The sequence below is a fragment of the Streptomyces sp. NPDC003247 genome (assembly GCF_042888135.1).
Taxonomy (GTDB): Bacteria; Actinomycetota; Actinomycetes; order Streptomycetales; family Streptomycetaceae; genus Streptomyces.
This window is the reverse complement of sequence record NZ_JBIAPF010000008.1, coordinates 36,753-50,484: the sequence shown is the minus strand read 5'-3', so window position 1 is coordinate 50,484 and position 13,732 is coordinate 36,753. Positions and strand designations below refer to the sequence as shown.

Sequence of the window (13,732 nt, the reverse complement as noted above, 5' to 3'; positions counted from 1 at the left end):
GGCGGAACCGATTCTGCGGGCGCCGGGACGTAGAGCTGGCGGTGACGCCCGGGCGCTGTCGAGTAGGTGAGGACCATACCGGGGCAACGCGCGGGCGCGCGTCCGGGTCACCGGCCCGGTCGATCGGGCGTGAGTTCGGAGGGTGCCCCGGGCTCCGTCGCGGCGCAGCGGGGCCGACGGGGGCATCGGTCCGTCGGTCCTCCCGCCGGTCGGCGCGGTGCCTCGGCGCGGGCGCCGTGGGAGCCGGTGCGGACACAGCGGTCCTGCACCACGGCATCCTCAGGTCATGGCAGCCCAGGGCCACGGTGCAGGGCAGTCGACGAAGGCGGGCCGGCTCCGGCCGGGCGGGACGCTCAGGCGGCGTGGCGGCGCGTCGTCGGCACGCGCATCGGGCGCGAGCCCGGGCCGCCGACGTGGGAGAAGGGCTGCATGCGCCAGTCCAGGCCCTGCGGGAGCGTCAGCAGCAGGGCGGTGTCCTGCTCCTGGGGCTCGAAGGACTCGTCCGCGGGGCGCGCCTCGGACGCCGTGCGGCCGGTGCCGGCGCAGACCGTGAGCCCGAACGGGTTCCACGGCGAGGCGCACAGCGCGTGCTCCGGCAGGATCTCCTCGTCCGCCAGCAGCGCGATGGGCTGCGCGCAGTCCGGGCAGATCACCCGGTACATCTCGAAGGTGTCGTACGCGTCGAACTCCTCGTCCCCGTCGGCGAGTTCGGCGTCGAAGCCGTCGGGTTCGACGCCCTCCGGCTCGAGTTCGACGACGACGGGCTGGAACCGCTTGGGCGCGGTACGACCAGGGCGCTTAAGACTCTGCATGGGATTCTCCCCCTCGGGCTGGGCCGTGAAGGCGCTGCGGCCTCGACCACAGCAAGCACTTCCCAGACCGTCTCGGGGGTAATCACGGGAACATCACGAAGCCCGGGCGGGGCTTGTGGTGTTCGTCACATGCCGCGCGCAGGTGCCGGTGCGAACCGGTCCGCCGGGTCCGCCCGCACCTGACCTTCGGTCACATCACGAACCCGTATGACCTGGGCTGCATAGGTATACGGGGAGATCGCGTGCCCTGTAAGTTCTTGCGCCATGGAGGAGCTGGACCGACAAATCGTGCAGCTGCTCGTCAAGGACGGGCGGATGAGTTACACCGATCTGGGCAAGGCCACGGGCCTGTCCACCTCGGCCGTGCACCAGCGGGTGCGCCGGCTCGAACAGCGCGGCGTCATCCGCGGATACGCGGCCGTCGTCGACTCCGAGGCCGTCGGGCTGCCCCTGACCGCGTTCATCTCGGTGAAACCCTTCGACCCCAGCGCCCCCGACGACATCGCCGACCGTCTCTCCGGGGTGCCGGAGATCGAGGCCTGCCACAGCGTGGCCGGCGACGAGAACTACATCCTGAAGGTGCGCGTGGCCACCCCGCACGAACTGGAGGAGCTGCTGGGCCGGCTCCGGGCGCTCGCGGGCGTCTCGACGCGGACGACGGTCGTCCTGTCCACCCCGTACGAGGCCCGGCCGCCGAGGATCTGAGGGGTCCGCGTGCCGGGCGGCCCGGGCGGGGCGCGACACTGTGTCCATGAGTGAGCGCACCCCCGAGCCGAAGACCGTCCTGCTCCGCCGAGGAGAGGTCCACAGCCCCGCCGACCCGTTCGCGACCGCGATGGTCGTCGAGCGCGGCCAGGTCGCCTGGGTCGGTTCCGAGGGTGCGGCGGACGCCTTCGCCGACGGCGTCGACGAGGTGGTCGACCTGGACGGCGCCCTGGTCACCCCCGCGTTCACCGACGCCCACGTCCACACCACCGCCACCGGCCTCGCCCTGACCGGCCTGGACCTGTCGGCCGCGCCCTCCCTGGAGGCGGCCCTCGCCCGGGTACGGGACTTCGCCGCGGCCCACCCGCAGGACAAGGTGCTGCTCGGCCACGGCTGGGACGCCTCCCGCTGGCCCGGCGGCCGCCCGCCGACGCGCACGGAACTGGACGAGGCCGCGGGCGGCCGTCCCCTCTACCTCTCCCGGATCGACGTCCACTCCGCGGTCGTCACCACGGCCCTGCTGGACCTGACCCCGGACCTCGGCCGAACGGACCTTCCGCCGGACCGCCCGCTCACCGCCGACGACCACCACGCCGTACGCGCCGCGGCGTTCGCGGCCGTGACGGCCCGGCAGCGCACCGACGCCCAGCGCGCCGCCCTCGCCCACGCCGTATCCCTCGGCATCGGCTCGGTCCACGAGTGCGCGGGCCCCGACATCTCCTCCGAGGACGACTTCACCGGACTGCTGCGGCTCGCCGGCGAGGAGCCGGGCCCGCGGGTCGTCGGCTACTGGGCCGAGCGGGACGTGCACAAGGCCCGCGAACTCGGCGCCGTCGGCGCGGCCGGCGACCTCTTCGTCGACGGCGCCCTCGGCTCCCACACCGCCTGTCTGCACACCCCGTACGCCGACGCGGCCCACACCGGCCGCGCCTACCTGAGCGCCCCCGAGATCGCCGCACACGTCGTGGCCTGCACCGAGGCCGGCCTCCAGGCGGGCTTCCACGCCATCGGCGACGCCGCCGTCTCCGCCGTCGTGGAGGGCGTGCGCGCCGCCGCCGACACGCTCGGCCCGGCCCGGGTCCGGGCCGCCCGGCACCGGGTCGAGCACGCCGAGATGCTCACCCCGGAGACGATCGCCGGCTTCGCCGAACTCGGTCTGACGGCCTCCGTCCAGCCCGCCTTCGACGCCCTGTGGGGCGGCGAGGACGGCATGTACGCCCGGCGCCTGGGCGCCGACCGGGCCCGCACGCTGAACCCGTTCGCCGCCCTGCTGCGCGTCGGTGTCCCCCTGGCCTTCGGCTCCGACAGCCCGGTCACGCCCCTCGACCCGTGGGGCACGGTCCGCGCCGCCGCCTTCCACCGCACGCCCGAGCACCGCGTCTCCGTGCGCGCCGCCTTCACCGCCCACACCCGCGGGGGCTGGCGGGCGGTCGGACGCGACGACGCGGGCGTGCTGGTGCCGGGCGCGCCGGCGGACTACGCGGTGTGGCGCACGGAGGAACTGGTCGTGCAGGCCCCGGACGACCGGGTGGCCCGCTGGTCCACCGATCCCCGCTCCGGAACGCCCGGCCTGCCCGACCTGACCCCGGGCTCCGACCTGCCTGTCTGCCTGCGCACGGTGGTCGGAGGGCGGACGGTCCACGTACGGCCGGGGGAGTGATCCCCCGGGACGGTGGGCGGAGGATCACCCGTCCGCCCGCCCTCCGGTGATCTTGCCGCTGACCAGCGCATTGACCGAAGACCCGCAGGTCGAACGGCTGTTGACAGGCGACGGCGGGGGGCCGATAGGTTCGGCGAGTCCACCACCGGACGCCCCGCCGGGGAACGTCCGCTCACTCGCCGGGGCGCCGCTGGGTCAGGGACGGTCCGCCGCACCGGCGTACCGCCACTGGGAGCCAGGCTCAGCGCCCGCGTCGTGGCGAGGGACCGTTCCGGCCGGTAGGGGAGGTGTGACCCGGATGGGGCCCGGGCGCTCAGTAGACAACGGCTTTCGGTCGACCCGCAGCCAGCGGGTCCCAGGTCGGCCCGAAGAGCGCCGGGCCCCCATCCGCAGCACCCCGGACCACCCCCGTCCGCACTGCACCGGGCCACCCGCCTCCGCAGTAGCCTCGTACATACAAGCCCAAAAGCGCGTACATACCCCGCTTTTCTGAAAACGACACCACCATACGAACGTCCCGTCACGTCGGCGCAGGCGGCGGCCACTATGGTGGTCCCCTGCGTACGGACACGAAGGGGCAGCAGTGAACGACGGCGACGCGACCCGCGCGGCACAGGACCGTGGGAGGCAGTTCGGTCCGCTCGGCAAGGCCTTGGTGATCATCCCGACCTACAACGAGGCCGAGAACATCAAGACCATCGTCGGCCGGGTGCGCGAGGCTGTCCCCGAGGCCCACGTCCTCGTGGCCGACGACAACAGCCCCGACGGCACCGGCAAGCTCGCCGACGAGCTGGCCGCCGCCGACGAGCAGGTCCGGGTGCTGCACCGCAAGGGCAAGGAAGGGCTCGGCGCCGCCTACCTCGCGGGTTTCCGCTGGGGCCTGGAGCACGGCTACGGCGTCCTGATCGAGATGGACGCCGACGGCTCGCACCAGCCCGAGGAACTGCCCCGTCTGCTGACCGCCCTCAAGGGCGCCGACCTCGTCCTGGGCTCCCGCTGGGTGCCGGGCGGCCGCGTCGTGAACTGGCCCAGGTCCCGCGAGATCATCTCCCGCGGCGGCAGCCTCTACTCACGCCTGGCCCTGGATCTGCCCCTGCGGGACATCACCGGCGGGTACCGCGCCTTCCGCCGCGAGACCCTCGAGGGCCTCGGACTCGACGAGGTCGCCTCCCAGGGCTACTGCTTCCAGGTCGACCTCGCCCGCCGCGCGGTCAAGGCCGGCTTCCACGTGGTCGAGGTGCCCATCACCTTCGTCGAGCGGGAACTCGGTGACTCCAAGATGAGCCGCGACATCCTCGTCGAGGCTCTGTGGCGGGTCACGGCATGGGGCGTGGGGGAGCGGGTCGGCAAGATCGCGGGCAAGGGGGAGCGGCAGGAGCAGCCGGCACCGTCCGACGCTCCGCCGTCCGACGGTGCGTCGTCCGACGGTGCGTCGTCGGCCGGCTCGGCTTCCGCGGGTGCGGCTCCCGTCGGCTCGGCTTCCGGGGGTACGGCATCCGGGGCCCCGGCATCCGATGCCTCGGCGTCCGATGCCTCGGCGTCTGGGACATCGGTGTCCGGGAGTGAGGCCTCCGGGGAACCGGTGTCCGAGGAGCCGGCTTCCGGGGGCTCGGCCTCCGACCGTCCGGCTGCCGCCGCGCCCGCTCCGGAGTCCGCGTCGCCGTCGTCGCCCGAGTCGCACAGGAACGACTGATCGTCCTCTTATGCTCCGCTGAGCCGGGCCCAGGCACACTGGGTGCATGACGACTGGCGCTTCGACCCCCTTCCACCCGGCCCGGCCCCGACGCTCCCGCCTGCGGACGGCACTGCCGCTGGGCGTGGCCGCGTGGCTGGTGCTGGAGATCTGGCTGCTCACCGTGGTCGCGGGCGCGGCCGGCGGAGTCACGGTCTTCCTGCTGCTGGTCGCCGGGCTCGTCCTCGGCTCGGTGGTCATCAAGCGGGCCGGCCGCCGCGCCTTCCAGAACCTCAACGAGGCGCTCCAGCGCGGCACGCCCCCGTCCCGGGGCGGTGGCAACGGCCTGATGATGCTCGGCGGTCTGCTGCTGATACTCCCGGGTCTGATCTCCGACGCCCTCGGCCTGCTCCTGCTGCTCCCGCCGGTCCAGAAGGCCGTCGGGCGCTCGGCGGAGCGCGTGGTGGACCGCAAGCTCCGGGAGGCCGGCCCCGGCTCCCTGGGCGATGTCTTCCAGCAGGCCCGGATGCGTCGGCCCGACGGGAAGGTGGTCCAGGGCGAGGTGATCAGGGACGACGAGCGCGGGAGCGACGCAGGCGACGCGGGCGCGGGTCCGCGTCCGCCGCTGACACGCTGACCGCCGGGCGATCGCCGACATGTGATCGCCGCCAGGTGGCGCGTACGGCTCCGGACGGGCCGGCCCCGCACGGGGCGCCGGCCCGTCCGGAGCCGTACGCGTTGCACGACTGAGCGCATACGCCCGGACACACCACGACCGCGGGCGCCGTACGTCTCTCACGTACGGCGCCCGCGGTCATGTCACGTGCGCTGGTGGTCTGGTCCCAGCCCCGCGGGACTACGCCGACTTACGGCTGTCGCGGGGATGGACCGCGAGGTTCATCGCCCCCGACCGCAGAACGGCCAGCCGCTCCTCGAGGACCTCTTCGAGTTCCTCGCGGGTCCGCCGCTCCATCAGCATGTCCCAGTGCGTACGCGCGGGCTTGGCCTTCTTCTCCTCAGGGCCGTCGCCGTCCACGAGGAGTGCCTGGGCCCCGCAGACCTTGCACTCCCACTCCGGCGGGATCTCCGCCTCGACCGAGAAGGGCATCTCGAAGCGATGCCCCTTCTCGCATGCGTACTCCACGGCCTGGCGCGGGGCCAGGTCGATGCCGCGGTCCGTCTCGTAGCTGGTCACCACGAGGCGCGTGCCGCGAAGAGCTCGCTCACTCATGAATCGTGCCTCCCGGGCTTGTCGCCCACAGGACAGGTGTCGCTGTCGTCGTCATCCGGTCAACGTCCGGTCGGCGGTAAAGATTCCCGTTCCGAGTCCCGTCCCGGGTCATGCGTCGCCGTCGTAGCCGCAGCCTTGTCAACCAGTGCAGTACCCACCGGCGCCCGGTTTGTCACATCTGAAAGGAGATGTCACCCAGCGTTTCGGCATCTTTGACGCGCAGTAACGGTACGCCTGGCAGGCCAAACGCGTACACTACCGCCCTTTCGCCCGGAGTGCTAAATCCTTTCCGGTACAGGGTTCCCCGCGTCCCCGATCGCCCGTCGCACCGGGACCCGCGCGAGCAGCGCGAACCCGAGGACGAAGAAGATCACCAACGAGATGATCGCGTCACGGTAGCTCCCGGTCAGCTGGTAGGTGAGCCCGAACAGCAGCGGCCCCAGCCAGCTCATCCCGCGGTCGCTCACCTCGTACGCGGAGAAGTACTCGGCCTCCTTGCCGGGCGGTACGAGATGGGAGAACAGGGAGCGGGACAGCGCCTGGCTGCCGCCCAGCACCAGGCCGATCGCCGCCGCCAGCAGGAAGAAGCCCACCGGCACGCCGGCCGGCAGGAAGTATCCGGCGCCCAGCGTGAGCGTCCACGCCACCAGCGAGCCGAGGATCGTGCGCTTCGCGCCGTACCGGCGGGCCAGGCGGCCCATCGCCAGGGCGCCCACGACGGCCAGCACCTGCACCAGCAGGACGGCGCCGATGAGGGTGGACTGGCCGAGGCCGAGCTCCTCGGAGCCGTAGATCGAGGCCTGGGAGATCACCGTCTGGATGCCGTCGTTGTAGACGAGGTAGGCGAGGAGGAACGCGAGGGTGAGGGGGTGGCGGCGCATGTCGCGGACGGTCGCCGCGAGCTGCCGCAGGCCGGGGGCGGTCGCCTCGCGGGCGGCCGCCGGCCGGTCGCGCAGTCTGCGCAGCGGGACGAGGGCGAAGCCGCCCCACCACAGGCCGGCCGAGGCCAGGCAGACGCGGACGGCCGCCGACTCGGAGATGCCCAGGGCGTCGTGGCCGAGGTACAGCCCCAGGTTCACCACCAGGACCAGTGAGCCCGCCGCGTACCCGAACGCCCAGCCGCGCGAGGAGACCGCGTCGCGTTCCTCGGGCGGGGCGATCTGGGGCAGATAGGAGTTGTAGAGCATCATCGCCACGGACTGGGCCGCGTTCGCGACGACCAGTAGCGCGCCGCCCAGCAGATAGCGGTCGCCGGAGAGGAAGAACATGCCCGTCGTGGCCGCGGCGCCCACGTACGCGGCGGCCCCCAGCAGGGGCTTCTTGCGGCCCGTGCGGTCGGCCGCCGCGCCCACCAGCGGCATCACCAGCACGGCCACGATCACCGACAGGGACACCGAGTACGCGAAGAACGAGCCCGCGCGGACCGGTATGCCCAGCGGGTGCACGTACCCGCCGGCGTCCGCCGCCTCCTCCGCGACCCCGGTCAGATACGGTCCGAGGAACACGGTGAGCACACTCGTCGAGTAGACGGAGCAGGCCCAGTCGTAGAAGTACCAGCCGCGCTGTTCGCGCCGCCGCCCCGCGGCGTCGTCGGCCGCCGTCCGCACGGTGTCGGTGTCCACCGGTGCCCTCGCTTCCCCGCTGAGAGTGGCCGCGCGAGGGACGCGGACCGCGGTACGGCCGGGGTCAGACCCAGACGCCCCGGTCCTCCATGACCTTGCGCAGTGTGTCGATGTGATCGGTCATGATGCCATCGACTCCCAGGTCAAGGAGCCGGTGCATCCGATCGGCTTCGTTGATCGTCCACACGTGCACCTGGAGCCCGCGCGCGTGGGCGGCGCGCACGAAGCGGCGGTCGACGACCTGGATGCCCGACTGCGTCTCGGGCACCTGCGCGGCCACCGCCGACCGGCGCAGCGCGGCGGGCACCCCCCAGGACCGCAGCCGCAGGTTGAGCACGCCCCGGGTGCCGTACGACGTCGCGAGGCGTGGACCGGCCAGCCGCTGGGCGCGCAGCACCCGGGCCTCGGAGAAGGAGCCGACGCACACCCGGTCCCACGCGCCCGCCCGCCCGATCAGGTTGAGCAGGGGATGGAGGGCCGACTCGGCCTTGACGTCCACGTTCCAGCGGACCTCGGGGAAGGTCTCCAGGAGCTCCTCGAAGAGCGGGACCGGTTCCCTGCCGCCCACGCGCGCGTGCCGGACGTCCGCCCAGGGCAGATCGGCGATCCGGCCCGCGCCGTCGGTCACCCGGTCCAGCGTCGCGTCGTGGAAGGCGACGAGCCGGCCGTCGCGCGTGGCGTGCACATCGGTCTCGATGTAGCGGTAGCCCGTCGCGACCGCCTGCCGGAACTGCGCCGCGGTGTTCTCCAGACCGTCCGCGGCCCCGCCGCGGTGCGCGAACGGGATCGGCCCGGGATGGTCGAGGTAGGGATGGCGTACGAGGGTGCTCACGGACGAAGTATCGCCCTGCGGGATGACCCGGTGGCAACGACCGCGCTGCCGGCGGATGCCGGGGGAACGGCGAACACCCGCAGGAAGAGCTGGGCGAGCGGGCCGATCGACACCGCGTACAGCAGCGTGCCGACGCCGACGGTGCCGCCGAGGGCGACGCCGGTCACCACGACCGCCGCTTCGACGGCCGTGCGCATCAGACGGATCGAACGGCCGGTGCGACGGTGCAGACCGGTCATCAGCCCGTCCCGCGGCCCCGGCCCGAAGCGGGCCGCGATGTAGAGGCCGGTGGCCACGCCGTTGAGGACGATGCCGGCCGCCAGGAGCGCCGCGCCGGCGCTCAGGCCGTGCGCCTCGGGGACGAGCGCGAGCGTGCCGTCCATGGCGAGGCCCACCACGAAGACGTTGGAGACGGTGCCGAGGCCCGGGCGCTGGCGCAGCGGGATCCACAGCAGCAGCACCACGGCGCCCACCACGATCGACACGGCCCCGATCGACAGACCGGTCAGCTCGGCCAGCCCCTGGTGCAGCACGTTCCAGGGTTCCAGGCCCAGGCCGGCCCGGACGAGGAGGGCGGAACTGGCGCCGTAGAGCGCCAGACCGACGTACAGCTGGAGCAGTCGGCGGATGAGGCCGCCCTGCGACGGTGGCACGGACAACGGGTCCCCCTGTGGTGGTGGTGGACTGACTCATGACACTCTGTGGCGTGGAAGGAAGAGTCATCCATGGCCAATTCGGGGAAGGTGGACTGATCACCATGGCGCAGTGGACCTCGGCGGTGGGGGCCGCGCAGCTCGCGCGGCTGCTCATGTCCCAGCAGGACCGTCCGGCGGGCCCCGGTACGCGCCGCCCGCCCGCCTACCGCGCGCTCGCCGACGGCATCCGCCTGCTGGTGCTGGAGGGGCGCGTCCCCGTCGCCGCCCGGCTGCCCGCCGAGCGGGAACTGGCGCTGGCGCTGTCGGTGAGCCGTACGACCGTCGCCGCCGCCTACGAGGCGCTGCGCGCGGAGGGCTTCCTGGAGTCCCGGCGCGGAGCCGGCAGCTGGACGGCCGTCCCGGCCGGGAACCCGCTGCCCGCGCGCGGCCTCGAACCCCTGCCGCCCGAGGCCCTCGGCTCGATGATCGACCTGGGCTGCGCGGCCCTGCCGGCGCCCGAGCCCTGGCTCACCCGCGCCGTACAGGGCGCGCTGGAGGAGCTGCCGCCGTACGCGCACACGCACGGCGACTACCCGGCGGGCCTGCCCGCCCTGCGGGCGATGATCGCCGAGCGCTACACCGCGCGCGGGATCCCCACGATGCCCGAGCAGATCATGGTGACGACCGGGGCGATGGGCGCGATCGACGCCATCTGCCATCTGTTCGCCGGGCGCGGTGAGCGCATCGCCGTCGAGTCGCCGTCCTACGCCAACATCCTCCAGCTCATGCGGGAGGCGGGCGCCCGGCTGGTGCCCGTCGCCATGGCCGAGGGGCTCGCCGGGTGGGACCTGGACCGCTGGCGCCAGGTGCTGCGCGAGGCCGCGCCGCGGATGGCCTACGTCGTCGCCGACTTCCACAACCCGACCGGCGCGCTCGCCGACGAGGAGCAGCGCCGCCGGCTGGTCGAGGCGGCCCGGTCGGCGGGGACCGTGCTCGTCGCCGACGAGACGATGAGCGAGCTGTGGCTCGACGCGGACGCCGAGGACGCCGAGGGCGCGGGGATGCCGCGGCCGGTGTGCGGCTTCGACCCGGCCGGCTCGACGGTGATCACCGTCGGGTCGGCGAGCAAGGCCTTCTGGGCCGGGATGCGCATCGGATGGGTCCGGGCGGCTCCGGACGTCATCCGCAGCCTGGTCGCGGCACGCGCCTACGCCGACCTGGGCACGCCGGTGCTGGAACAGCTGGCGGTGAACTGGCTCTTCAGCACGGGCGGCTGGGAGCAGGCCGTGGAGCTGCGGCGCCGCCAGGCCCGCGGCAACCGGGACGCGCTGATCGCCGCGGTGCGCCGGGAACTGCCCGACTGGGAGTTCGCGGTGCCCAGGGGAGGGCTGACGCTGTGGGTGCGCGCCGGGGGCCTGTCGGGGTCCCGGCTCGCCGAGGCGGGGGAGCGCGTGGGGGTACGGGTGCCCTCCGGACCGCGCTTCGGCGTCGACGGCGCCTTCGAGGGGTACGTGCGGCTGCCGTTCACCGTGGGGGGCGCGGTCGCTGAGGAGGCGGCGGCACGGCTGGCCGCGGCGGCACGGATCGTGGAGAGCGGGGGGACCCTGGGGACGGAGGGCCCGCGCACGTTCGTCGCGTAGCCGGCGACTGACCGACCGGGCGTCGGCCTGTGTTCCAGCTGTGGAGCCGCGTCGGTCGACTGCCCCGGCTCCGGGGCTTCGGCCGCTGCCGGGTGTTTCCCTTCCTTACGAGCCCTCGGCGGCCATGGCCTCGGCCGGGACCGGCAGGGTCTCGCCGTCCGCCGGGGTCGAACGGGGCGGCAGCAGGTCCAGCACCGCCTGGCGGTGCGCGTCGCTGGTCGCGTCGTCGTACGGGTCCGGCGTCGCCGGCACCTGGAGGCGGTGCACCGGTCCGGTGCCCAGCCGGGCGTAGCCGCGGCCCGGCGGGACGTGGTCGACGGGGGTGGTGTGCGGGCGGGCGCCCAGGACCGACTCCACGAGGGCGGCCGACGCCGGCCCGAGGACGACCCGCGCGCGCGTGTGCTGCCGTACGGCGTCGCCGAGGGCCTCCAGGCCGTCCAGTTGTTCGGCCACGACCACCGTGACATGGGCCGCGCGGCCGTGCCGGAGAGGGACCTCCAGGAAGGCCCGTGGATCCTTGCGGCCCTCCGCCTCGGCGAGGTGCGTGAACGCCGTGGGACGGTCGAGGAGGAGCCACAGGGGGCGCTTGGTGTCGTCCGGTGGCGGGTTTCCCTCCTGGCGGGCGCTGTTCGCGGCGACGAGCCGGCGTTCGGTCTCCTGCGCCGCCCACTCGAGGCCGGCCAGCACCCCGGCCAGCCCGACCTCGACGCCCAGGACGCCGTCCCGGCCGGTCAGACAGGCGTACTCACCGGTCCCGCCGCCGTCGACGACGAGGACGTCGCCGTACCGGAGGGCCTGGAGGGCGATGGAGCGGAGCAGGGTGGAGGTGCCGCTGCCGGGCTGGCCGGTCACCAGCAGGTGCGGCTCGGTGGAGCGGAGGCCGGTGCGCCAGACGACCGGCGGGACGTCACGGAGTTCCCCGCCGAAGCCGAGGGGGAGCGTGCGCGGGACCTGGGAGGGGTCGGTGAAGCCCAGGACGGTCTCGCCCGGCGCCGTCACGAAGCGCTGGGCGGCGATGTCGGTGGGGAGCGGGTGGAGGACCGTCACGGTGAGCGCGTTGCCCTCCTCGTCCCAGTGGAAGTGGTACTCGCGGCCCCGGCCGGACTTGGCCGCCAGCAGGTGCTCGATCCGGGCGCGCTCCTCGGCCTCGCCGTCCGGGAAGTACGCCGGGTAGGCGACCTCGAGGTGGCTGACACGGCCCGAGCCGTCGAACTCGTACGACGGGAAGGCCTTCTCCCACTCGCCGCCGTGGACGTAGAGGGGAGAAGGGTCCTCCTCCGTCGAGAAGTACGGGACCAGAGCCTCGTACAGCGCCTGGAGTCGCTGGGTCTGCGACTCGTCAGGGCCTTCGGGAGCCGGTGGGGTGCGGTCCCGGCCCTGCCAGGCCGCCGCCGCCATCAGCGTGACGACGGCGAGCAGCGGGCCGTACGGCACCAGGGCCACGACCAGGATCACCGAGGCCGCCAGGCACAGCAGCGGCCCGCGCTTGTCCCTCGGGGTCTCGGCCCACCTGCGCCGCCCGGCAGAGGCCAGCCGGCGCAGACCGCGGGAGACCGTGATCAGCGGATGGAGGACGTCGGTGGCGCTGTCGGCCGCCGTCCGGGCCAGCTCCCGGCTCCGGGCGATCTGCGCGCTGCCAGTGCTCAGGATGCGGGGGAGGGGGCGCCGGGCCACTGCGGTCTCCTGGTGGTGCGTACGGATGGTGGGGGTGCCCCCCGGGACGGAGCTTGTCGGAGTCCTGGGGGAGGACGGCCGGACGGGCGGCGTCAGAACTTGATGCCGCCGAGCAGGCTCGCCAGGCTCTCGCCGCCCGCCTTGATGCTCGGCGCGATGGCCGTACTGGCCAGGTAGAAGCCGAACAGGGCGCAGACCAGGGCGTGCGACGCCTTGAGCCCGTCCTTGCGGGAGAAGAGGAAGACGATGATGCCGAGCAGGACCACGCCTGAGATGGACAGGATCATGTGAGTTCTCCTGGTTCGCGGGGACAGTCACCATGAGTACTTCCAGGATCACAGGATGTATCCATACGATTAAAGGTGCAAATGGGTGAAAACCGGCTGTTTTCCCCCTGATGGCGGAACCCTCGAAGGGCCCTCTGAGCAGGCGGGTTGCGTCGAACGGGTCCGGTGGTGATCTTTGCCTTCGACGGGTCCCGTCATGTGCCCGCCGAGCCAGTACCCTGGCGATTCACCTGAACGGCTGCAACGAGAGGCGGTCCGGCCGATGAGCGAAGCCCCCGACCCCGAGGTCGTGGAGCTGGCGACCAAGATCTTCGATCTGGCTCGCCGGGGACAGACCGAGGCACTCGTGGCGTACGTCGACGCGGGCGTTCCGGCCAACCTCACCAACGACCGCGGCGACACCCTCGTGATGCTCGCCGCCTACCACGGCCACGCCGGCGCGGTGCGGGCGCTGCTGGCCCGCGGCGCCGACGCCGACCGCATCAACGACCGAGGCCAGACGCCGCTCGCCGGGGCTGCCTTCAAGGGTGAGACGGAGGTCGTCAAGGCCCTCCTGGAGGCCGGCGCCGACCCGGCGGCCGGCACCCCCTCGGCCGTCGACACGGCCCGGATGTTCGCGCGCACGGAGCTGCTCGAACTGTTCGGCGCCCAGTGACGCCGGCGCTCCCGAGCAGCCCTGAACAGCCAGGACAAAGGTTTTGAGCAGGTAAAACGACGACCACGGGGGAGGCGGTACAAGGCCGCCGGAAATTTCGGTCGCGGCAGGTTGAGCTGCCGGGTCATCATGACGACGTGATTCACGGACGCGATGGCCGGGCAGGTGTTGCCGCACCGCGCGGGCCGTGATGCGGCCCGCATGGGCCACCGACGAGAGGCAGAGGAAGATGGCTTACAGCAAGCAGGAAACGGCGGGCGCCCCGACGTGTTGTCACGCGGCCAGGTAATGCACGTCCCCGGTTGCG

At 73.2% G+C, this 13,732-nt stretch carries 12 protein-coding genes and 1 pseudogene; 6 read left to right on the top strand and 7 right to left on the bottom strand.

The window, feature by feature from the left end; translation table 11 throughout:
* Positions 1-353: 353 nt before the first annotated feature.
* Positions 354-812 carry a hypothetical protein gene (locus ACFYWQ_RS26445; protein WP_389519496.1) on the bottom strand — a complete coding sequence of 153 codons (459 nt, stop codon included), beginning with the start codon at positions 810-812 and terminating at the stop codon, positions 354-356.
* Positions 813-1,076: 264 nt separating this feature from the next.
* On the opposite strand from ACFYWQ_RS26445, the gene ACFYWQ_RS26440 reads away from it, so the two are divergent.
* The 4 genes and pseudogenes from ACFYWQ_RS26440 to fxsA all read left to right on the top strand — a co-directional run bounded on the left by ACFYWQ_RS26440 (position 1,077) and on the right by fxsA (position 5,486).
* Complete coding sequence (locus ACFYWQ_RS26440; RefSeq protein ID WP_385067172.1) at positions 1,077-1,517, top strand: Lrp/AsnC family transcriptional regulator; 441 nt, start codon at positions 1,077-1,079, stop codon at positions 1,515-1,517.
* A 46-nt stretch (positions 1,518-1,563) separates the two neighbouring features.
* Positions 1,564-3,177 carry an amidohydrolase gene (locus ACFYWQ_RS26435; protein WP_389519494.1) on the top strand — a complete coding sequence of 538 codons (1,614 nt, stop codon included), beginning with the start codon at positions 1,564-1,566 and terminating at the stop codon, positions 3,175-3,177.
* 583 nt (positions 3,178-3,760) lie between these two features.
* Positions 3,761-4,538: pseudogene (locus ACFYWQ_RS26430) on the top strand (polyprenol monophosphomannose synthase); the annotation flags it as partial.
* A 378-nt stretch (positions 4,539-4,916) separates the two neighbouring features.
* A complete protein-coding gene (gene fxsA / locus ACFYWQ_RS26425) occupies positions 4,917-5,486 on the top strand; it encodes an FxsA family membrane protein (RefSeq protein ID WP_389519492.1) in 570 nt (189 codons plus the stop codon).
* A gap of 219 nt (positions 5,487-5,705) precedes the next feature.
* On the opposite strand, the gene ACFYWQ_RS26420 is transcribed toward fxsA, so the two are convergent.
* The 4 genes from ACFYWQ_RS26420 to ACFYWQ_RS26405 all read right to left on the bottom strand — a co-directional run bounded on the left by ACFYWQ_RS26420 (position 5,706) and on the right by ACFYWQ_RS26405 (position 9,193).
* Positions 5,706-6,080, bottom strand: a complete 375-nt coding sequence (locus ACFYWQ_RS26420) for an RNA polymerase-binding protein RbpA (protein WP_010357981.1) — start codon at positions 6,078-6,080, stop codon at positions 5,706-5,708.
* 278 nt (positions 6,081-6,358) lie between these two features.
* Positions 6,359-7,702: an MFS transporter gene (locus ACFYWQ_RS26415; RefSeq protein ID WP_389519490.1), complete on the bottom strand. Its 1,344-nt coding sequence runs from the start codon at positions 7,700-7,702 to the stop codon at positions 6,359-6,361.
* Between the two features lie 64 nt (positions 7,703-7,766).
* A complete protein-coding gene (locus ACFYWQ_RS26410) occupies positions 7,767-8,534 on the bottom strand; it encodes a glycerophosphodiester phosphodiesterase (protein ID WP_389519488.1) in 768 nt (255 codons plus the stop codon).
* Complete coding sequence (locus ACFYWQ_RS26405) at positions 8,531-9,193, bottom strand: YitT family protein (RefSeq protein WP_389519486.1); 663 nt, start codon at positions 9,191-9,193, stop codon at positions 8,531-8,533. The genes ACFYWQ_RS26410 and ACFYWQ_RS26405 overlap by 4 nt, the downstream gene beginning before the upstream one ends.
* A gap of 98 nt (positions 9,194-9,291) precedes the next feature.
* Here ACFYWQ_RS26405 and ACFYWQ_RS26400 point away from each other — a divergent pair, with 98 nt between their 5' ends.
* The gene (locus ACFYWQ_RS26400) at positions 9,292-10,809 is read left to right on the top strand and encodes a PLP-dependent aminotransferase family protein (protein ID WP_389519484.1); all 1,518 of its coding nucleotides are present in this window, start codon (positions 9,292-9,294) and stop codon (positions 10,807-10,809) included.
* Between the two features lie 105 nt (positions 10,810-10,914).
* Here ACFYWQ_RS26400 and ACFYWQ_RS26395 read toward each other — a convergent pair whose 3' ends face one another.
* On the bottom strand, positions 10,915-12,483 hold the full coding sequence (locus tag ACFYWQ_RS26395) for a hypothetical protein (protein ID WP_389519482.1): 1,569 nt from the start codon (positions 12,481-12,483) through the stop codon (positions 10,915-10,917).
* Between the two features lie 92 nt (positions 12,484-12,575).
* On the bottom strand, positions 12,576-12,770 hold the full coding sequence (locus tag ACFYWQ_RS26390) for a hypothetical protein (protein ID WP_385067198.1): 195 nt from the start codon (positions 12,768-12,770) through the stop codon (positions 12,576-12,578).
* Between the two features lie 262 nt (positions 12,771-13,032).
* Between ACFYWQ_RS26390 and ACFYWQ_RS26385 the strand changes: the two genes are divergently transcribed.
* A complete protein-coding gene (locus ACFYWQ_RS26385) occupies positions 13,033-13,425 on the top strand; it encodes an ankyrin repeat domain-containing protein (RefSeq protein WP_389519480.1) in 393 nt (130 codons plus the stop codon).
* Positions 13,426-13,732 lie beyond the last annotated feature (307 nt).

Bases quoted from the DNA above. Each gene is read 5' to 3' on its own strand.
- ACFYWQ_RS26445 (WP_389519496.1), bottom strand. From the start codon at position 812: ATGCAGAGTCTTAAGCGCCCTGGTCGTACCGCGCCCAAGCGGTTCCAG.
- ACFYWQ_RS26440 (WP_385067172.1), top strand. From the start codon at position 1,077: ATGGAGGAGCTGGACCGACAAATCGTGCAGCTGCTCGTCAAGGACGGG.
- ACFYWQ_RS26435 (WP_389519494.1), top strand. From the start codon at position 1,564: ATGAGTGAGCGCACCCCCGAGCCGAAGACCGTCCTGCTCCGCCGAGGA.
- fxsA (WP_389519492.1), top strand. From the start codon at position 4,917: ATGACGACTGGCGCTTCGACCCCCTTCCACCCGGCCCGGCCCCGACGC.
- ACFYWQ_RS26420 (WP_010357981.1), bottom strand. From the start codon at position 6,080: ATGAGTGAGCGAGCTCTTCGCGGCACGCGCCTCGTGGTGACCAGCTAC.
- ACFYWQ_RS26400 (WP_389519484.1), top strand. From the start codon at position 9,292: ATGGCGCAGTGGACCTCGGCGGTGGGGGCCGCGCAGCTCGCGCGGCTG.
- ACFYWQ_RS26390 (WP_385067198.1), bottom strand. From the start codon at position 12,770: ATGATCCTGTCCATCTCAGGCGTGGTCCTGCTCGGCATCATCGTCTTC.
- ACFYWQ_RS26385 (WP_389519480.1), top strand. From the start codon at position 13,033: ATGAGCGAAGCCCCCGACCCCGAGGTCGTGGAGCTGGCGACCAAGATC.